Origin of the sequence: Nocardia vulneris, assembly GCF_001613425.1 — a bacterium.
In the GTDB taxonomy this organism is placed as follows: domain Bacteria; phylum Actinomycetota; class Actinomycetes; order Mycobacteriales; family Mycobacteriaceae; genus Nocardia; species Nocardia vulneris.
This window is the reverse complement of record NZ_BDCI01000004.1, coordinates 485,736-504,325: the sequence shown is the minus strand read 5'-3', so window position 1 is coordinate 504,325 and position 18,590 is coordinate 485,736. Positions and strand designations below refer to the sequence as shown.

Here is an 18,590-nt window from a genome sequence, read left to right as displayed (position 1 = left end):
ATGTATCTGACCCAATCGCTGCACCGCACGCTGCAGCAGCATCCGGACCGCGTGCTCACGGTTTTCGGCGACCGCGTGCGCACCGTTGCCGAATCCGCCGATCGCATCGCGCGATTCGCGGGCGCACTGGCCGAACTAGGTGTCCGGCGCGGCGATCGGGTCGGCATCCTCGCGCTGAACTCCGACCGCTACTACGAATACCTCTACGCGGTGCCTTGGCTCGGGGCCGCGGTCAACCCGGTGAACATTCGCTGGAGCCCGGCGGAGATCAGCTACTCGCTGCGCGAATCCGACACCAGGGTGCTGCTCGTCGACGACGCGTTCGCGGCCCTGATTCCGCAACTGCGGCACGAATTTCCGGGCCTCACGACGGTGATCTTCTGCGGTGACGGCCCGACGCCCGACGCCGCGCTGTACTACGAGGCACTGGTCGCCGACCACGATCCCGTCGCGGACACCAGAACCGGCGGCGACGAGCTGGCCGGTGTCTTCTACACCGGCGGCACCACCGGGCACCCGAAGGGGGTCATGCTCAGCCACGACAACATGATCATCTCCGCGCTCGGCAGCTGTGCCGTAGGGGATTTCGTCACCCCGTACGGCACGGTGCTGCACGTCGCGCCGATGTTTCATCTCGCGGATATCGCCATGTGGGTCGCGGGCAATCTGGTGAGCGCGTCGCACGTCTTCGTCCCGATGTTCACCCCGGGCGGCGTGCTGCAGGCGATCAGTACGCACGGCGTCACCAATATGCTGTTGGTGCCGACCATGATTCAGCTGCTGGTCGACGATCCGGCCGTCGCGGATTTCGATCTCAGCGGTGTGCGCACGGTCACCTATGGCGCTTCGCCGATCTCGGAGGCGGTACTCGGCCGCGCCCGCAAGGTCTTTCCGATGGCGGGCTTCACCCAGGCGTACGGCATGACCGAGTTGGCCCCCGTCGCGACGTTGCTGGGGCCGGCCGAGCACGACGACCCGGTGCTGCGGCGCTCGGCGGGCCGGGCGACGCCGCACGTCGAGGTCCGCATCGTCGATGCCGACGACAACGAGGTGCCGCGCGGCGAGGTCGGCGAGGTGGTCGTGCGCGGCGACAACGTCATGCTCGGCTACTGGAATCGGCCCGAGGACACCGCGGCCGCGGTCCGGGACGGCTGGATGCACACCGGCGACGGCGGCCGGATGGACGAGCACGGCTACGTCTTCATCGTGGACCGGCTCAAGGACATGATCATCACCGGCGGGGAGAACGTCTACTCCGCCGAGGTCGAGAACGCCTTGGCCGCGCACGCCGCGGTCGCCTCGTGTGCGGTGATCGGCGTGCCGGACGACGAGTGGGGCGAGCGGGTGCATGCCGTCGTCGTGCTGCTGCCCGGGGCGCAGGCGGCGGAAGAGGAGTTGCGCGCGCACTGCAAATCGCTGATCGCGGGCTACAAGGCGCCACGCACCGTGGAGTTCGCCGAGGCTTTGCCGGTCTCGGGTGCCGGTAAGATCCTCAAGCGCGAACTGCGCAGGAAGTATTGGGATCCGGACGCGAGTCAAGTGTCCTGAGGGAGCGAAATCGTATGGTGAGCGGGCCGGACCTGGTCCGTCCGGCCCGTGGCACCAGGCCGGCGAACCGGCGTGCACTGATCGTCGCCGCTGCCGCGGATCTGTTCTGCCGCAACGGATATGCCGATGTCGGGATGGGCGACGTGGCCGCGGCCGTGGCGATCGGGCCGTCCGCGCTGTACCGGCATTTCCGCGGTAAACAAAGCCTGCTGGCCACCGTGGTGGGGGAGGCGCTGACCGCGTTCGCCGAGGCGGTCGACGCCGCGGCGGCACAGCCGGACGAGATCGGCGCCACGCTCGCGGCCACCATGCTGGCCCGACGCGATGTCGGCGTGCTGTGGCGCCGCGAGGCGCGCCACCTGTCCGTCGACGATCGAGCCGAATTCCGGGCCACCGCACGCCGGATCGGGGCACGCCTCGCCGGGCTCATCGCCGCCCGCCGCCCCGACCTGACCCCGGCGGCCGCGGATCTGCTCGCCTGGTCCGCGCTCGCGGTCGCGAACAGCGTCTCGTTCCACAGTCTTTCGCTGCCCGAGCCCGAATTCGGCACGCTGCTCGGCGAACTCGTCGACTCGGTGGTCGGTGCCCCGCAGCCGGTATTCGGCGAGCTTCGCGATCGCGAGCGGGCCCCCGCGCCGCTCGCTGCGCTGGACCGCCGGGAAGCGATTCTCACCGAGGCGACGAAGCTGTTCGCGGCACGCGGTTTCGCGAGCGTCCGGATGGACGAGATCGGCGCCGCCGTCGGCATCGCGGGTCCCAGTGTCTACAACCATTTTCCGGGCAAGGCCGATATTCTGCTCGCGGCCATCGTGCGCGGGGACGAATGGCTGCGTCGCGACCTGCACCGGGCGCTGGCGCAGGCCGCCGGTCCGCGCGACGCGCTCGAACGACTGCTCGCGAGCTACAGCGCTTTCGTTTTCGAGAACCCGCATCTGATGCAGACGCTCGTCTCGGAGGCCCGGCATCTGCCCGAGGCCGATCGCAGGCGCGCGAAGGCGGCGCAGCGGGCCTACATCGCCGAGTGGGTGCATCTGCTCCGTCGGTTGCGGCCGGAGTGGGAGCCGATTCCCGCCCGCATCAGGGTGCAAGCCGCCCAGTCGATGCTGAACGATCTGGCCTCGACCCGGCAGGTGCGGGCCTATCGCGATGTCGACGCGGTGGCGGCGACGATTGCCGCCGAGGTCCTCGGCCTGCCCGGCCCCGACCGCTGATTCAGCGTCCGCGAGCCGCGGTGCGCGGACCCGCACCGGGTTGCATGACCTGTGCCCACCAGGAGGCCAGTGGGCTCGGATCCGGCCATACGACAGTGGAATCGGTGTCGTCGGCGATATCGACGGATGCTTGGTTGGCGCGTGTCGTGTTGTCTTGGCGGAACACGGTCGACGATCTCCTTGGAGTCGGTACGTGCACGGGCACCCCGCGAACGCGGGGTGCCCGTAACGGCGTTGTCGAAACGCCGGGGGACCCAAGGTTGACGTTCCGTCCGAGCAGCTACCGGACCGCTGAGTGCCCGGGCATCCGCGATCCACTACTCACGACACGAAACCCTCTGCCACACTGCATAATTCGAGGGGTCGGCGAGTTAATTGCCACTATAGCAATATTTTGCCGGTGCGGTGGCGTAAGTGCTCGTCAGGATGCCCAGGGACCGATACCGCCGACCTTCTCGATGCGGATCCGGGTGAGCAGGCCGGGCGGCGCGTCGGCGGGCGGGAAGTCGACGCCGGGATCGGCCAGCGTCGCCGCCAGCTCCTTCAGCAGTTCCGGCGCGCCGCCCTCGACGATCCGGGCAGTGCCGGTGATCGACAGATAGGGCCGCATGAGCTCGCCGCGTTCGGCGGCCTGAATGGTCACCGCGACCCGGCCGTCGCGGCGGACATTGCGCACCTTCTTGTATTCGCCGAGATGGGCGGTGACCAGTTCGTCGCCGTCCGGAGTCGACTGCAGCGCCACCCAGACCAGGCTGACCTGCGGGCTGCCGTCGGGATTGAGGGTGACCAGGGTGGCGTCGGCGCCGGCACCGATGAGCGCGCGAGCGGAGTCGTCGAGTTTCATGTGTTGTCCTACCTCGGGGCCGTCTCTTTCATTCCCGGCGCTGTACTACCGTCGCTGGCATGCGGCTTCACGTGGGATGTGCGATGTGGACGCACGCGAATTGGCAGGACTGGCAGCCTGCCTCGGGGGACCGGCTCGCGGCGTACGCGCAGCGGTGCAACGCGGTGGAGGGCAATACGACCTTCTATGCCATACCGGCGCAGCGCACGGTGGAGTCCTGGGCCAGGCAGACCGCACCGGATTTCCGGTTCGTGGTGAAGGTGCACAAGTCGATCACCCACGAGCGCAGGCTGACCGAGGCCGATGCCGAGCTGCGCACCTTCCTCGCGGCGATCGAACCGCTGGGCTCGCGCGTGCACGCGCTGTGGATCCAGTTGCCCGCCTCGTTCGCTCCGACCGACCTCGGCACGCTGGCCGGATTCCTGCGGGAGCTGCCGGGCGGGTACCGCCCGGCCGTGGAGGTCCGCCACCGCGCCTTCTTCGAGAACGAGCACGCCGCGACGCACCTCGAGCGCGTCCTCGGTCGCTTCGGCGCCGAATGGGTGACCTTCGACACCACCACGCTGTTCGACGGGCAACCGATCGGACCCACCGAACAGGAGGCCTGGTCGAAGAAGCCGCGGGTGCCGCGCCGGACCCGCGCGCTCACCGAACATCCGATCGTCCGGTATCACGGTCGCGCCGCAATCGAACGCACCGTCGAGGGGTGGCAGCCCTGGCTCGGCACGGTCGTGGAATGGCTGCGCGAAGGTCGTTCACCCACCGTGTTCATCCACACTCCGGACAACGCCGACGCGGTGTCGCTGGCCCGTCGCTTCCACGAGGAGGTCGCGTCGCGGATGCCGGAATTGGCACCGCTGCCGCAGCCCGTGCCGGTCGAGCCGATGACCCTTTTCTGATCGTTTGCTGGATGTGTTTGCCCGGTCCGTCGCCGGGCATAACCCGCTCATGAAACCGGAGGAAGCCGCGAGCCGACTGCTGGAGGAAATTTTGGCGCGGTACGAGTCGATCGAAGAATTCATCGGATTGCTCCGGGTCGATCCGCTCGTCGACACCGCAGAACTGCCCGCGTTGTCCGAATATTTCTGGAGCCTCCCGACGTAGTCTGCCGAGGGTTTCCTCGCGGCAACGTAATTCGCGCTGCGCCTATCCGCGTTCGATGCCTATCCGCGGTCGATCGGGCGGGTCCGGCGCGCGTCGACTTCGCGAACCAGGTCCGTCCACTCGTTCGCCAGCGCGGCCAGCCGCGACCAGGCCACGTGCACGCGCTGCTCGGCGACGTTCTCGGCGGTCATCAGCAGGTGGTCGGCGAGAATCTGGGCGGCGGCCATCCGGTCGACCGCGCCGCCGAGCGAGGCGGGCGCCCGGTCTCGGGGCTGCCGGGGCGCGAGTTGCTTGGCCACCCAACCGTCGATCACCGTGACGATGTCACTTCGGCGACGGTCGATTTCGGCGGCCCGCTCGGGCTGGGCGCGGCGGGTGTGGTGCAACTGTGCCAACGCGCGGGCCAGCTGGGTGACCAGGTGGTCGCCCGGCCGATCGCCGATCTGCAACCGCAGTGCCGCCGACAGTTCGTGCCAGTCCGGCAGGATCGGGCGGAGCTCGCCGCCCTCGATCGGCAGGAGGCGCGATCGCGGTCCGTCGGCGGTCTGCACGGTCAACGGAGGGGGTCGCGCCGACGCCGGGCGTGCCGGTGGCAAACGCCACCTGCTCGAGCCTCGCCGCATAGTGGTTGCCGCGACGAACTGGTGCGGCGGTAGGTGTCGGGCAGCTCTCGGATGTCCGATGGCGTGGGCAAGGTGGGCCTTCCCTGGCGACGGTCGAGGTGCACCCGACGCCGGCGACCAGCCATGTCCTCGAAGCTCGGCCGGTCGTTCTGCGCGTACCCGAGATAAGGGAGCAGAGCGCCCGGCGTCGGATGCGAATACCAGTTTCGTCCGCCGCGCGGCCCGCCGGAAGTCTGATTCGGGTCAGAATGCACCCGGTTTGGCCGCTTCGGTTATGCCTCCGCAATCGGTCCGGCGCCATGCGGCGAAAGGTGGTGCGCGGCGAAAGGCGGTGCGCGGCAGGTCGTTCAGCCGGACTCGGTGCCGTACTCGGGCAGCACTGTGAAATGCCGGACGGTGCCGGACAGGCCCGGCAGCTCCTGGGGTTCGGTCCAGGTGGCGAAGGCGTCGTGGCAGTCGCTGTAGAAGTATTTGCCGTCGTCGTAGGAGTCGAAGAAGATCCGCCAGCCGCCATCGGGGAGCGCAACCACGCATTGGCCTTCCCGCGGGCTGCCCCAGCCGGCCCAATCACCGGTCTCGATCAGGGTGTACGGCCCGTGCGGCTCGGCGCCGACGGCCAGTTCGACGTATTTGGTGGTCTCGTTCTTGGTGAACGCGTAGTAGCGGTGGTCGCGCCGCACGACGGTGGTGTCGATATAGCCGTAGAGCGAACAGGGTTTTCCATCCGGCCCCGGTGTATCGACGGGGGCCGGTTCGTCCGGTGGCGGCAGGATGGACACCGGGGTGAGGTCGGTCCAGGTGCGCAGCGATCGGTCGGTGGCGGTCATCAGATGCGGGGTGAACGAGCAGCCGTCGGACAGCGATACGAGGATGTGCACCCGCCGCTGCGCGTCGATCAGCCATTCCGGCGCCCAGGTGGAGGTCACGCCCGGTAGCGGAACAGTGAAGTCGTACAGGTGATTCCAGGTACGCCGATCGGTGCTGCGCGCGAAGCCGATGGTCTGGCCCTCCCACGCGGTGGTGTAGGCGAGGTAGTAGGCGCGGTCGACATGCCGGAAGACGGACGGGTCGCGCAGGAGCCCGGTGGGTGGTCGATAGGCGGGCCCGCGCAGCAGTTCGAAGTGCAGCGCGTCGGCGGATTCGTAGACATACAAATCGGATTCGCTCGCATCGGTGAAAGCGGTCATCGTGTACCGCACGATCGGTCCGGCCGCCGCGGCCCGATGCGGCGCGTACAGGCCGATCGGCACGGCCGCCGCCAGGGCCAGCGCGGATCTGCGACTCATCGGCACGTCTGCCACCAGAGGAATTATCCAGCGCCGAGCGCGTCGCACTTGTCGACACGCCGCAGGTCGCGTCGCCCACCGACCTGCCGGGACCCGGAAATCTGTGGAGACCAGCGGATATATGAATTACACAAGTGTCCAGTATTGGTCGATGGGATATTTCGACCGTGGGTTCATACCACAATGCGGGGTGTATTCCGAATGCAATAGTGCGTTTTCCCGCATATGCGGGGTCAGGGGATCATTCCATCCGGAATCGCCCCATAACCTCGAAAATGTGGGTAATCTGGTCTGGTCCCACGCAGTTCGGGACAGCTCCGCAGAGTGAGTCGTGGTCGCCCCTGCGGCTCACTATCGCTGTACACAGTCCGATGAGGCCCGGGTAATCCCCGGGCCTCATTGGTGTGTATTCGATGGTGGACATTTGCCGCGCCACTCTCGCGTATGCCGGTGATTTATCTGACGCAGGGCTATTTCCTGCGAAATTCTTTCTGGCCGAACCGGCAGCGGGCTCGAATGCCCGCTCGGTCCGGGCCGGTGCTGTGTATCGAATTCGCAACAATAGGGCGATTACTCGTGTTTCGCAAACGGCGGTCGGCTCTTGGGTCGGAGCGTCTGTGAACCTGCCAGGGCCGCGGACCGAGTCGATGCGGCACACGGGGTCTTCGTAGCCCAACTACGTTCGGATGGAAAGAATTTCAGGCGATCACCGGGCGGCTGACGTCGGTCGATGTGGTCCGTGACGCTCGGTTCGTGCGGCGCGTCCGGCGCGTCGGCTCAGGCGTTTTGTCCCGAGTGGGACTGGTGCGCTAGCCTTTCTTCCGGTCCTTCATGTTGTTCGCGTTCGGCAAATGACATCGATATGTTTCCGTCACATTCAAGACGGAATATCCCTTTTTCACGTTGTTTCCCTTGCGGCTGGTCCGGGGTGGCGGTGGTGGCCATCCCGGACCGGCGTCCGACTGTCGACCGAGGAGGTTCGTTGATGACGCAGTGGTCCGTGGCACCGGCGCAGGGCGGGTCCCGTTGGTAGGCAAGGTCATTCCATTGCTTTCCGGCGGTGCCGGCGCGACCGCGCTGCTCGAGCCGGACATCACCCGTGACCTGCTCGCGCAGGCGAAGGCCAGGGCGGACAGCGCGGCGAACCGGGCCGGCGCCGCGAGCGGGCGGGCGGTGAACCGGGAAAAGGTGCTCGAGCACGTCGGGTCCGCGCACGGCGCCGCGCGTGCGGTGGCCACGGCGACCAGTGCCCGGGACGCCGCCTGGCATGCCTACGTCACGGCGAACCATGCTCTGAAGGTCAGCTGCTACGCGGTGGCCGCCGCCGAGGCCGTGACCAGGGTGCAACTGGCGGCCGCGCGGGCGCTCGAGGCGGCGAAGGCGGCCGCCTTCGCCCCGGACGATGTGGCGGTCGCCGATCTGGCCGCGGCCGCCGAGGAAGCCGCGGCGGCGGCCAGCAACGGCGCATACGGTGCCCCGCACCTCGTGTCGATCGCCCGCATCGATCGCAGCTAGCCGCTCCACGCGGGTGGGCGAACTCGCCGTGCGAAGCGCACTTACGGCGAGTTCAGCTATTTCCCGGTTATATTCACGGTTTATGCGTACTTGGACTCGGCGGGCAGCGAGCGCGGTCGCGGCCTCGCTGGTGGCGCTGCTGGTGCCCGGCGTGGCGGTGGCCGTTCCGCCGGGGCCCGCGGCAGGCGTACCCGCGCTCGGACCGGATTTCCTGTGGGGCGTTGCCGCGTCCGGCTTTCAATCCGAAGGCCATGTACCGAACAGCAACTGGACCAACTACATCGACGACGAGGGCCTGGATCCGTACGGGAACTCGATCGACTTCTTCGACCGGTACGCCGCCGACATCGATCTCGCGAAATCGCTCGGCGTCAAGGTGTTCCGCATCGGTATCGAGTGGGCGCGGCTGCAACCGAGCGGCCCGGACCAGTGGGACGCCGACGGTTTCGCGTTCTACGACAAGGTGGTCGCCAAGATCGTCGCGGCGGGCATGCGGCCGATGATCACCCTCGATCACTGGGTGTATCCGGGCTGGGCTTTCGACGAGGGCGGCTGGGACTCCGACGGCATGGTCGAACACTGGCTGGCCAACATGAAGAAGGTGGTCGACCGGTACGACCGGCGAGATCCCCTGTGGGTCACCATCAACGAGCCGGTCGCCTACATCATGCACGAGGTGCACAAGAACGAGACCGACCAGCGGGTGATGGAGGACCGGGTCGTCGAGGCGCACAACGCGATCTACGACTACATCCACCAGAAGCGTCGTACTGCGAAGGTCACCAGCAACTTCGGCTATGTCGCGGGCGAGGACGAGCAGGCCAACGGCCAGATCATCGAAAAGATGCGGGACCGGCTCGATTACGTGGGCGTCGACTACTACTTCGCGCGCGGCGCCGCCCCGTCCAGCGTGTCCGCGCCGGCCCGGGCGATCGCGGACGCGCAGTCCATCGGCATGTGGCAGCTCCCGTTGCGCACCGAGGGCATCTACTATGCGCTGCAACGGTATTCGCGTCTGTTCCCCGGGAAGCCGCTCTACGTCGTGGAGAACGGCATGCCCACCGAGGACGGCACGCCTCGTCTGGATGGCTACACCCGCAGCGACCATCTGCGCGACACCATCTACTGGCTACAGCGGGCCAAGGCCGACGGCATGAATTTGATCGGCTACAACTACTGGAGCATCACCGACAATTACGAATGGGGTAGCTACACACCACGGTTCGGGCTCTACCAGGTGGATGTCGCGGCCGACCCCGGCCTGGCCCGCAAGCCGACGGACGCCGTCGCCACCTACACCGCGATCATCGGCGACGGCGGCGTCCCCGCCGACTACCAACCGACCCGTGAGCCCGCCCCCTGTCACGTCGTCGACTGGTACAACGGCTGCACCGACCCCGGGCCGGTGCCGTAGCGCCGACTACCCGTTGCTGCCCGCGACGAGCACGGCGACGAGCGCGATCGCGCCCGGCAACGCCTGTACCAGCAGAATTCGGCGACTCGCGGTGGCCGCGCCGTAGATTCCCGCGACGACCACGCAGGCGGTGAAGAAGATCATCGCCGCATGCCCGACCGGATCGGCGGCGAGCAATCCCCAGATCAGACCCGCGGCGAGAAAACCGTTGTACAGGCCCTGGTTCGCCGCGAGCACCTTTGTCTGCTCGGCGAATTCGGCGGAACTGCCGAACGCCGCCCGCACCCGCGGCGTGGTCCACAGGAACATTTCCATCACCAGGATGTAGACGTGCAGGGCCGCGACCAGCCCGACCAGGATCTCCGCTGCTATGCGCACGTTCGACTCGCTTCCTCGAATGGGCCGGGGCCGGTTGGCCGGGGGAAAGAAAACGGGATGTCCGTGCTGGACATCCCGTTTCGGGTCATGAATGGTGCTGGGTGGTTATTCCACGACCTGGACGATGTCGCCCGGCTCGAGGTGGCGGTACGTCGCCTCGGCGGCGTCGGGGTTCATTCGGATACAGCCGTGGGACATCGAATCGAGCGGGCCGATGTGGGTGGCGATGTCACCGTCGAAGAAGACGGCGAATTCCATCGGAGCATTGTGCATCGTGCTCCAGAAGTGTTCCCGCTTGAAATCGACGTCGAAGATGCCGACGTGCGATTCGTAGCCCGGCCTGCCGATCTCGATCGGCTTGGGACCGTAGATGGTCTTGCCGTCCTCCATCAGCCAGACTTCCTTGGTGGACAGCCGCATGCACGCGCGGGTCTTCGGCGCGGTGCACGGCGCGTAGACCGGCGGGGGCGGCGGTGGCTGGATGATCGCCGGAGTGCCGATATCGGGGCCGCCGGGCCATAGCGGTTCGGCCTGCGCGGTGGCCGTCATGGCGAATCCGGCCGCCACGACCCCGGCCACCGCCACGGATCTGACCGCCCAATTCCGAAAACGCTTACTGCTCATCAAATTTCCGACCTCTCTTCGCCTTGCCGCCACACTGCGTGCCGAATGCCAGGGTGATAGGAGTACCTCGTCGCAAAAGCTCCAGAAATCCGAGGTGCTGAGATCATCGCGGACGGTGCGCACGTGGTCAATCGCGGCGCGCGAATTGTTAGCCGAACTATCCCGCTATTAGCCGAACAATCCCCCCAATGCGCCGCCGCTCTGCCCGGCCTGCTGGCCGCCGCCGGTCCCGCCGAGCAGGCCGCCCGGCGGCAATTCCGAGGGCTGCACGATGACGAAGCCGCGGCCCGAGAACGACAGCGTCAAACCCTCGCCGGTGCTGCGGCCGATCAACCTGCCGAGACCGAACGAGTCGTTGCGCTTGATCCCGGTCTGCAAGCTCGACGACCAGGCGACCGCGGCCTGCGGATCGGCGTAGGTCGGCTGATCGACATTGAGCACCACCGGCGAGCCGTGCGTGGTGATGGCGATCCGGCCGCGGCCGGTGAAGACACAGTTGAACAGGCCCGCGTTGCTGGCGACGCCGGCCGCGCCCTGCACCCGCTGGATGTTGTAGGACAGCGAGGTATCGAACGCGAGCACGTTGGAGCCGTTGATGGTGAGCCCGTCGGAGCCGTCGAGATCGATGAGGTGCACGTCGGCGGCGCTGTCGGCGAGGAACAGATCGCCCCGGCCGGACACGTTCATCAGCGGCACGCCCTCACCGGTGAGGCGCTGCTGGATGGCGCGGCCGATGCCGCCCGAGCCGAGCGCCTTGAACTGCATGTCGCCCTGGTAGGCGACCATCGAGCCGGCCCGCGCCATGACCTCGCCGTTGACGGCGACCTTGATCATCTTGCTGCCCTGCTTCTGGATACCGACGCCGTTGACTTCGGCGTGGCTGGGGTCGAACAGATCGCTCTGCATCGGCAGTGCTCCTTGCTGAGGTGCGGGCGCGGCGGGCGGCGGGTAGGCGGGCGCCGCGGGGTACTGGGGTGCGGCCGGTTGCTGGGGCGGCGCGGAATATCGGGGCGGTGCGGCATACTGCGGTGGCGTCGCGGGCGGTGCCTGTCCGTAACCGGGCGCGGCGGCGGGCGGACTCGGTGGCGGCGCGGGCTCGTCATCGATGTTCACGCCGAACGCGGTCGCGATACCGGCCAAGCCGTTGTCGTAGCCCTGGCCGACCGCGCGCACCTTCCATGCGCCGCCGCGCCGATAGATCTCCACGCAGACCACGGCCGTCTCGGTGGTGAGTCCGTCCAGCGGGAAAGTCAGTGCCCCGGAATCGGATCCGATGGTGGACAGCAGCGTGCCCGCGCCCGCGAAGGTGGCCGGTCCGCTGCCGTCCAGGCTCGCGGTGACGACGACCTTGTCCACATCGGCCGGCAGGGCGCTGGTCTGCACGTCCACCATGTCGCCGCGGCCGCTGCCGTGCCGGTAGGTGACGCCGGGACCGACCGGCTGGTTGAAGAACACGAAGTCGGCGTCGGAACGGACCCGTCCGTCCGTGCCGAGCAACAGCGCCGACACGTCCACCCCGGCGGCGCAGGCGACGGTGACCGTCATCCGGTCGGCGGGCGCGGGCCGGTTCTCCCCGCGCGCCAGGGCCGTCATCGCGACCCGCCCGGGTCGAATGCCATCCGATTCACGGCATCAAGTGTGTCCCGAGTTCGTCCTGCGCGCTACCACCCGCGCCGGAGCGCCGAGCGTCCGGGCATTGACAGTTAGTGACCGATCGGTTGCAATGTTGGAGTGAGCTACGACACCATCATCAAGGGCGGCCGCTGGTTCGACGGGGCAGGCTCCGCCTCCGCTCTGCGCCATCTCGGACTCCGCGGCGACCGCGTGGTCACCGTCTCGGCCGACCCGCTCGACGAGACCGGCTGCGCGCGGGTCCTCGACGCCGCGGGCAAGTGGGTGGTGCCCGGGATGATCGACATCCACACGCACTACGACGTCGAGGTGCTGAAGACGCCCGCCCTGTCGGAGTCGGTGCGCCACGGCATCACCACGGTGCTGCTCGGGTCGTGCTCGCTGTCCACCGTGCACGTCGGCGCCACCGACGCGGGCGACCTGTTCGGCCGCGTCGAGGCCATCCCGCGCCGGCACGTCATCGAGGCGGTCGAGCAGACCAAGACCTGGCGCTCGGCGCGCGAATACATCGCCGCGCTGGAGGAGCTGCCGCTCGGGCCGAATATCGCCGCGATGCTGGGACATTCCGATATCCGCACCGCATTGCTGGGGCTGGACCGGGCCACCCGCGATGACGTGCGCCCGACCGAGGCCGAACTCGCCGCGATGGAAGCGGCCTTGACCGAAGCGCTCGATGCCGGGTTCGTCGGAATGTCGGCCCAGCAATTGCTGTTCGACAAGCTCGACGGTGACACCTGCCGGTCCCGGACGCTGCCCTCGACCTATGCCAAGGCGCGAGAACGCCGTCGGCTCAACGCGATTCTGCGCAAGCGCGGGCGAATCCTGCAGGCGGGCCCCGATATCGCCTCGGTGCGCAGCATCGCCGCGATGACACTGAGCACCTTGGGTATTTTCCGTAAGCAGTTGAAGACCACGCTGCTCTCGGCCGCGGACATCAAGGCGAACCCGGCCCTGGTGCACATCATGGGACCGCTCGCGCGCGCGTTGAACGCGCTGGGCGGCGATTTCCGCTGGCAGCACCTGCCGGTGCCGTTCGAGGTCTATGCCGACGGCATCGATCTGGTGATCTTCGAGGAATTCGGTTCCGGCGCAGCGGCATTGCACCTCGCCGATCAGGTCGAGCGCAACGCGCTGCTGCAGGACGAGACCTATCGGCGGCAGTTCCGTAAGGACTACGACGCGAAATTCGGCATGCGGGTGTGGCATCGCGACTTCTTCGACGCCGAAATCGTCGCCTGCCCGGACGATTCGGTGATCGGCAAGACCTTCGGGCAGGTGGGGGTCGAGCGCGGTGGCCTGCACCCTGTCGACGCGTTCCTCGACCTGGTGCTCGAGCACGGCACCAAAGTGCGCTGGCGGACCACCATTTCCAATCACCGGCCGGAGTTCCTCGCCAAGCTGGGCGCGGATCCCGGTGTGCAGCTGGGCTTCTCGGATGCGGGCGCGCACCTGCGGAACATGGCGTTCTACAACTTCGGGCTGCGCTTCCTGCGCCGGGTGCACGAGGCGGAGCAGGCGGGCCGACCGTTCCTGTCGCTCGAGCACGCGGTGTACCGGATGACCGGTGAACTCGCGGACTGGTACGGCATCGACGCGGGCCACCTGCGCGAGGGTGATCGCGCCGACCTGGTGGTGATCGACCCGGCGCACCTGGACGCCACGCTGGACGAGTACGCGGAAAGCCCGGTCGCGCAGTATGACAACCTGTCCCGCATGGTGAATCGCAATGACGGCGCGGTCTCGGCCGTCTTCATCGGCGGCGAGTACGTCTTCGGCGACGGCACGGCCGCGCCTGTCCTCGGTGCCGAGCGCACGGGTCGTTTCCTCAGGTCACTGGCCCGGTGAGCGAACAGCAGCGACGACCACCGGCGCTGCGCCGGACCCAGGCCGAACGGCGCGCCTCGACCATCGCCAAGCTGGTCGAGGCGACCATCGAGACCATCGCCGAAATCGGTTACCACAACGCCTCGCTCGGCGAGATCAGCCGGCGCGCGGGTGTCTCCAAGGGCGGTATCTTCCGGCACTTCGACTCGCGTATCGACCTGGTCGTGGCGGCCGCGGAGGAGGTCGGTCGCCGGCACATGCGCGCGTTCGACAACATCCGGGACCGCGAGCATGCCGATCGCCCACTGGATGTGACGCATGTGCTGCACCGGGCGCGCAATCAGATCCGGCAGGAAACCAACACGGTCTGGTTCGAGCTGCTGGTGGCCGCGCGCACCGAACCGGAGCTGCGCGCCCGCCTCGCCCCCGTGACCAAGGCGCTGATCGATGATGTCGAACGCGTCGCGGTCGCCGCGCTGACGCCCGCGGTGCCCGCGGAGATCGCCCGCCTGCTGGTCACCTCGATCGTGCACATGTTCGACGGTGAAGCGATCTTGCGTGCCGCCTATCCACGGCCGGAACTCGAAGACGCGCGCATCGAATACTTCTCCGGCGTTTTCCAGTATCTGATCGCCGAGCACGGGCGCATCGAACCGAATTCCTGAGGCCGCCGCTCGGGGCGCTGATCAGCGCTTTGTGAGCCTGAGCACAAGACTGTACGACCGATCGGTCAGATTGTAGCGTTGCGGTAGGCCGGTGACGTGCCGGTGACCGTTCCAGCGACTCCGAGAGGTCGGGCATGACGGCTACACAAGCGATTCGACAGTTGGCGCCGACCGAGGCGGTACACGTCGGCACGGGATTGTTCGTCGGGTATTCGGTGCGAGTCCGCGGTGCACTCGATCTCGAAGCGCTCGCCGCCGCTTTCGATGCGGTGCGCCACACGTTTCCGGTCGGTCGAGCGCGGCTCGCGGTGGACGGAGCGGCGGTCGCCCTGGTCGACGCGCCGCCTGCGCCCGCGGCGATGAAGGTGTTCGACGGCGCGGTCGATACCGTGCTGCACGACCCGGGTGTGGACCAGCATCGTGTCCTGTGCGAATTGCATGTGGTGCGTGCGGGCGAGCGGGCCAATGTGACTCTGCTGCTTCATCACAGCGTTGCCGACGGCCACCACGCACTGGCGGTGCTGGCCGAATTGTGGTCGCTCTACACCGATTTCGCGCAAGGGGCGGTAGTCGCGCCGCCCGAGCCGCATGGTTACCCGATCGCGGTGGAGACGATGCTGGCCGAGCGAGGTTTCGAGCTCGCCGACCCCTTGCCGGTGGCGGGCGACGTTTCCGCGGCCGACGGTGGCTGGTGGCTGCTGACCGGGTTGCGCTGCGGGCTCGACGAAGCGGGGACACGAGCGCTGGCCGACTATGGCCATCGGCACAGCGTGACGATCAACGGGTTGGTGTCGGCGGCGATCGTGCTCGCCCTCGCCGAGGTGTTCGAGGTGTCGAATGCCGAAGTGCTGTACCTGTTTCCGGTCGATCTGCGGTCGCGGGTCATGCCGTCTGTCGGCTTCACGGAAGTCACGAATGCGCTGGGGCCGGTGTTCTACCGACCCGACGACGGTGCGGTCGAACTGGTGGATATCGCCCGTTCGATCAACGCGCGACTCGCGGCCGACCTGGCCGAGCGGACGGTACACCGCCGGGCCGGGGAGTTCGCCGGTTTCGGCTTCGTCCGCGAACTGCAACAGGCGCAGGCCTCGGCCTTGGGCACGAACTGGGGCCGGGTGCCTGCGTTGCGGCATCCGGCGGACGTCGAACTGACGGACTTCTGGCCGATGTTCCAGTACAACCCGGTGGTCGACGTCCAGCCGGCCGAGTCGGGGCTGCCGCTCAACTTCGTGATCACGAGCTTCGGCGGGCGCCTGAACGTCGACCTGATGTTGCCCACCGAACCGGACGACCGCGCCCGCGCCATCGTGGCCGCGGTGTACCGCCGGCTTTCCGGCGTTCGATAAGGACTATGGACTACACCATAATTCTGCGGTTGACTGGAGCCCATGGCCGACACAGTCACCGTCGAACGCGACGGACACGTCCTGCTCATCGGGCTCAATCGTCCGGACAAGCGCAACGCCTTCACGCTGGAGATGCTCGCCGAGCTGTCCCGGGCCTACGCCCTGCTCGAACGCGACGACGACCTGCGCGCCGGTGTCCTGTTCGCGCACGGTGACCATTTCACCGCGGGGCTCGATCTGGTCGATGTCGCGCCGGCGCTCGCCTCCGGCGCGATCACCTATCCCGAGGACGGTCTCGACCCGTGGCGATTGGACTATCGCTGGACCAAGCCGGTGGTCGCGGTCGCGCAGGGACGCTGCCTGACGCTGGGCATCGAACTGCTCCTGGCCGCGGATATCCGGATCGCCGCCGCGGACGCTCGATTCAGTCAGTTGGAAGTGCGCCGCGGCATCTACCCGTTCGGCGGTGCGACGCTGCGGTTCTGGCGGGAGGCGGGCTGGGGCAACGCGATGCGCTGGGTGTTGACCGGGGCCGAATTCGATGCCGCGGAAGCCTTGCGCATCGGGCTGGTGCAGCAGGTCGCGCCCGACGCGGCCGCCGCGCTCGCCGCCGCACGGGCGCTGGCCACCGAGATCGCCGAGGACTCGGCGCCGTTGGGCGTGCGCGCCATCCTCGCCTCCGCGCATCGCGCCCGGGCGGAGGGCGATGCCGCGGCCGCCGAACATCTCGTCGGCGACGTCACCGCGCTGTTCGCCACCGCGGACGGCGCCGAAGGGATTCAGTCGTTCGTCGAGCGGCGGAAGGCGAACTTCATCGGCCGCTGACCGGGTCGCCGAGCTGCAGATCCACCTGCAACGTGGTGCCCTGCATATCGGTGTGCATGCGGACCAGGTCGGCGAGCTGGTTGACCAGCAGCAGTCCGCGGCCGCCGAATTGGAACGGTTGCGGCGGCACGCGGCCGGCGAGCGGGTTGCCGATATGTCCCGCGTCGCGGATCTGGCAGCGCATCTGCGTGCCTTCCACCCACAGGGCGAGCGTGCCGCAACCTCCGCCGTGCACCACCGAATTGGTGGTGGTCTCCCCGATCAGCAGCTCGAGATCCACGAGGCGGTCCTCTGTCATGCCCGTGCGCCGGGCGAACTCGACCGCGCGGTGCCGGGTGCCGGTGAGTGCTGCGGCGTCGAAGGCGATGACCGGCACGGCCGCGGGGGGAGCGGGCAGCGGTTCGTTGTATCGGCTGACGATGTGGTCGGGATCGTAAGCGGCACTGGCGCGTTCGCCGTCGCCGTCGATCAGCGTGGGATGCGTCGCGGTGGCGTCCGCGAGCACCGTCGCGTCGAGGGCGGTGGTGTCGTACGGACACAGGATGCTGACCTCGCGCCCGGCGAACGCGGCATTGATCAACGCCTCGTGTTGCGCGCACGCCGGGTATTCCCGCGCGGAGCGGCCCGCCCAGATGGGTTCGCCGACGATCCGTACCCGCCCGGTCGGGTGGCGATCGGCGAAGGCGCACAGCACGCCGGGAATGATGCGGCCGGGGTTGCGGCCCTCGACGGTCATGTCCATGAGTTGGACCGCGGCCGCGTCCGGGCCGAGCGCGTCCCGGATCAGCGCGAGATTGGGGCCCGGGACCGAGACGGCCACCGGCTCGTCCTCGGCGAGCCCCGCTCGAATGAAGCCGATGGTGCCCGCCAGGTACTCCTCGGCGTCGCGATAGAACAGCGCCGGATGGATGAACTGCCGGGTGTTCGGCGGTCCGGCGGCGGTGCTGGTCATCGGTGGTTCTACCTTGATCTCGGGCAGGAGGCCGATGCGGCTCATCAGACTCTGCCAGTCCAGTGTCCAGGGTGCGGGGCACGTTGTCAGCCCCGGCCCCGGCTCAGGACTCCGGCAGCAGTGCCGGGTCCGTGCACAGCGCCCGCAGGCGCGACAGGACCGCGGCGCGCGACTGCGCGAACGCGGACTCGAAATCGAGCAGGCGCGAGCGCGGGACCGCGCCGGCGCCGAGGGCGTCGAGTTCGAAGGCGAGCAGTCCCGGGTCGGTCTCGGGCCGGAGCTCGCCGGACTCGATCGCGTCGCGAATGATCGACTGCGCGAACGCATCCCATTCGCGGGCCAGTTCGGCCAGGCGATCGTGCACCGGCCCGGGCCGGTCGTCGAACTCGGCTTGGATGGCGACGAAGAAGCAGCCGCCGGGCAGCTTCTTTTCGGTATAGAACCGCAGCCGCGCTTCGTGTAGCGCCCACAATTGCCGCACGCCGGCCGGGGCGCGCAGGGCGGGCGCCGCGACCAGCTCCGCCCATTGCCGCCGCGCGCGCTCGATGGCCGCCAGTTGTAGTTCTTCTTTGTCTCGCCAGAGGGAGAACAGCCCGGATTTGCTCACGCCCGCGGCGGCGGCGACGTGGCCCATGCTCAATCCGTCCAATCCCTCGACGGAGGCCAGTTCGACGACGGCGTCCAAGACGACGGTCCGTGCGCGATCGCCGCGGGCCCGACGTCCGTCGCTCGGAGTGCTCTGCGCCATCGGTCCAGTTTATCGCAATACGTCCGACCGATCGGTCGGTGGCGCGGCGGG

The 18,590-nt window shown here is 68.1% G+C and carries 18 protein-coding genes; 10 read left to right on the top strand and 8 right to left on the bottom strand.

What is annotated here, in order from left to right; genetic code table 11:
• A complete protein-coding gene (locus NVU01S_RS08290; RefSeq protein WP_043663246.1) occupies positions 1–1,548 on the top strand; it encodes a long-chain-fatty-acid--CoA ligase in 1,548 nt (515 codons plus the stop codon).
• A 14-nt stretch (positions 1,549–1,562) separates the two neighbouring features.
• Entirely contained in the window at positions 1,563–2,759 is a 1,197-nt protein-coding gene (locus tag NVU01S_RS08285; protein WP_043663248.1) for a TetR/AcrR family transcriptional regulator, read from the top strand.
• A 421-nt stretch (positions 2,760–3,180) separates the two neighbouring features.
• Here NVU01S_RS08285 and NVU01S_RS08280 read toward each other — a convergent pair whose 3' ends face one another.
• Complete coding sequence (locus NVU01S_RS08280) at positions 3,181–3,603, bottom strand: PPOX class F420-dependent oxidoreductase (protein WP_014982251.1); 423 nt, start codon at positions 3,601–3,603, stop codon at positions 3,181–3,183.
• Positions 3,604–3,662: 59 nt separating this feature from the next.
• On the opposite strand from NVU01S_RS08280, the gene NVU01S_RS08275 reads away from it, so the two are divergent.
• Together NVU01S_RS08275 and NVU01S_RS08270 are read left to right on the top strand one after the other, a co-directional pair.
• Positions 3,663–4,502 carry a DUF72 domain-containing protein gene (locus NVU01S_RS08275; protein ID WP_043663251.1) on the top strand — a complete coding sequence of 280 codons (840 nt, stop codon included), beginning with the start codon at positions 3,663–3,665 and terminating at the stop codon, positions 4,500–4,502.
• A 49-nt stretch (positions 4,503–4,551) separates the two neighbouring features.
• Positions 4,552–4,707, top strand: coding sequence for a hypothetical protein (locus tag NVU01S_RS08270; protein ID WP_156161380.1), 156 nt, complete (start codon positions 4,552–4,554; stop codon positions 4,705–4,707).
• Between the two features lie 59 nt (positions 4,708–4,766).
• On the opposite strand, the gene NVU01S_RS08265 is transcribed toward NVU01S_RS08270, so the two are convergent.
• Positions 4,767–5,258 (bottom strand): DUF4254 domain-containing protein, encoded by a 492-nt coding sequence (locus NVU01S_RS08265; protein WP_373864190.1) that lies wholly within the window; start codon positions 5,256–5,258, stop codon positions 4,767–4,769.
• Positions 5,259–5,677: 419 nt separating this feature from the next.
• On the bottom strand, positions 5,678–6,622 hold the full coding sequence (locus tag NVU01S_RS08260) for a glycoside hydrolase family protein (protein ID WP_052280131.1): 945 nt from the start codon (positions 6,620–6,622) through the stop codon (positions 5,678–5,680).
• A gap of 1,020 nt (positions 6,623–7,642) precedes the next feature.
• On the opposite strand from NVU01S_RS08260, the gene NVU01S_RS08255 reads away from it, so the two are divergent.
• Positions 7,643–8,131 carry a hypothetical protein gene (locus NVU01S_RS08255; protein WP_156161382.1) on the top strand — a complete coding sequence of 163 codons (489 nt, stop codon included), beginning with the start codon at positions 7,643–7,645 and terminating at the stop codon, positions 8,129–8,131.
• Between the two features lie 82 nt (positions 8,132–8,213).
• The gene (locus NVU01S_RS08250) at positions 8,214–9,545 is read left to right on the top strand and encodes a family 1 glycosylhydrolase (protein WP_043663256.1); all 1,332 of its coding nucleotides are present in this window, start codon (positions 8,214–8,216) and stop codon (positions 9,543–9,545) included.
• Positions 9,546–9,551: 6 nt separating this feature from the next.
• Here the strand turns inward: NVU01S_RS08250 and NVU01S_RS08245 are convergent, their stop codons facing one another.
• From NVU01S_RS08245 to NVU01S_RS08235, 3 genes are all read right to left on the bottom strand, one after another.
• Positions 9,552–9,923 (bottom strand): DUF1304 domain-containing protein, encoded by a 372-nt coding sequence (locus NVU01S_RS08245; protein WP_043663260.1) that lies wholly within the window; start codon positions 9,921–9,923, stop codon positions 9,552–9,554.
• 105 nt (positions 9,924–10,028) lie between these two features.
• Entirely contained in the window at positions 10,029–10,547 is a 519-nt protein-coding gene (locus NVU01S_RS08240; protein WP_228833295.1) for a L,D-transpeptidase, read from the bottom strand.
• Between the two features lie 168 nt (positions 10,548–10,715).
• Complete coding sequence (locus NVU01S_RS08235) at positions 10,716–12,140, bottom strand: AIM24 family protein (protein WP_043663266.1); 1,425 nt, start codon at positions 12,138–12,140, stop codon at positions 10,716–10,718.
• A gap of 138 nt (positions 12,141–12,278) precedes the next feature.
• On the opposite strand from NVU01S_RS08235, the gene NVU01S_RS08230 reads away from it, so the two are divergent.
• From NVU01S_RS08230 to NVU01S_RS08215, 4 genes are all read left to right on the top strand, one after another.
• Positions 12,279–14,024, top strand: coding sequence for an N-acyl-D-amino-acid deacylase family protein (locus NVU01S_RS08230; protein ID WP_043663270.1), 1,746 nt, complete (start codon positions 12,279–12,281; stop codon positions 14,022–14,024).
• Positions 14,021–14,668 (top strand): TetR/AcrR family transcriptional regulator, encoded by a 648-nt coding sequence (locus NVU01S_RS08225; protein WP_043663273.1) that lies wholly within the window; start codon positions 14,021–14,023, stop codon positions 14,666–14,668. The genes NVU01S_RS08230 and NVU01S_RS08225 overlap by 4 nt, the downstream gene beginning before the upstream one ends.
• Positions 14,669–14,802: 134 nt before the next feature.
• Complete coding sequence (locus NVU01S_RS08220; protein ID WP_082031785.1) at positions 14,803–16,014, top strand: phthiocerol/phthiodiolone dimycocerosyl transferase family protein; 1,212 nt, start codon at positions 14,803–14,805, stop codon at positions 16,012–16,014.
• A 42-nt stretch (positions 16,015–16,056) separates the two neighbouring features.
• The gene (locus NVU01S_RS08215; RefSeq protein ID WP_014982261.1) at positions 16,057–16,839 is read left to right on the top strand and encodes a crotonase/enoyl-CoA hydratase family protein; all 783 of its coding nucleotides are present in this window, start codon (positions 16,057–16,059) and stop codon (positions 16,837–16,839) included.
• Here NVU01S_RS08215 and NVU01S_RS08210 read toward each other — a convergent pair.
• Both NVU01S_RS08210 and NVU01S_RS08205 read right to left on the bottom strand, forming a co-directional pair.
• Positions 16,826–17,791 (bottom strand): anti-sigma factor RsbA family regulatory protein, encoded by a 966-nt coding sequence (locus NVU01S_RS08210; protein ID WP_043663657.1) that lies wholly within the window; start codon positions 17,789–17,791, stop codon positions 16,826–16,828. The two genes, NVU01S_RS08215 and NVU01S_RS08210, sit on opposite strands and share 14 nt — an antisense overlap.
• A gap of 103 nt (positions 17,792–17,894) precedes the next feature.
• Positions 17,895–18,539, bottom strand: a complete 645-nt coding sequence (locus tag NVU01S_RS08205; protein ID WP_043663277.1) for a TetR/AcrR family transcriptional regulator — start codon at positions 18,537–18,539, stop codon at positions 17,895–17,897.
• Positions 18,540–18,590 lie beyond the last annotated feature (51 nt).

Coding starts and splice junctions, on each gene's coding strand:
- NVU01S_RS08290 (WP_043663246.1), top strand. CDS start 1: ATGTATCTGACCCAATCGCTGCACCGCACGCTGCAGCAGCATCCGGAC.
- NVU01S_RS08285 (WP_043663248.1), top strand. CDS start 1,563: ATGGTGAGCGGGCCGGACCTGGTCCGTCCGGCCCGTGGCACCAGGCCG.
- NVU01S_RS08280 (WP_014982251.1), bottom strand. CDS start 3,603: ATGAAACTCGACGACTCCGCTCGCGCGCTCATCGGTGCCGGCGCCGAC.
- NVU01S_RS08275 (WP_043663251.1), top strand. CDS start 3,663: ATGCGGCTTCACGTGGGATGTGCGATGTGGACGCACGCGAATTGGCAG.
- NVU01S_RS08270 (WP_156161380.1), top strand. CDS start 4,552: ATGAAACCGGAGGAAGCCGCGAGCCGACTGCTGGAGGAAATTTTGGCG.
- NVU01S_RS08250 (WP_043663256.1), top strand. CDS start 8,214: ATGCGTACTTGGACTCGGCGGGCAGCGAGCGCGGTCGCGGCCTCGCTG.
- NVU01S_RS08240 (WP_228833295.1), bottom strand. CDS start 10,547: ATGAGCAGTAAGCGTTTTCGGAATTGGGCGGTCAGATCCGTGGCGGTG.
- NVU01S_RS08235 (WP_043663266.1), bottom strand. CDS start 12,140: ATGACGGCCCTGGCGCGCGGGGAGAACCGGCCCGCGCCCGCCGACCGG.
- NVU01S_RS08220 (WP_082031785.1), top strand. CDS start 14,803: ATGACGGCTACACAAGCGATTCGACAGTTGGCGCCGACCGAGGCGGTA.
- NVU01S_RS08215 (WP_014982261.1), top strand. CDS start 16,057: ATGGCCGACACAGTCACCGTCGAACGCGACGGACACGTCCTGCTCATC.
- NVU01S_RS08210 (WP_043663657.1), bottom strand. CDS start 17,791: ATGACCAGCACCGCCGCCGGACCGCCGAACACCCGGCAGTTCATCCAT.
- NVU01S_RS08205 (WP_043663277.1), bottom strand. CDS start 18,539: ATGGCGCAGAGCACTCCGAGCGACGGACGTCGGGCCCGCGGCGATCGC.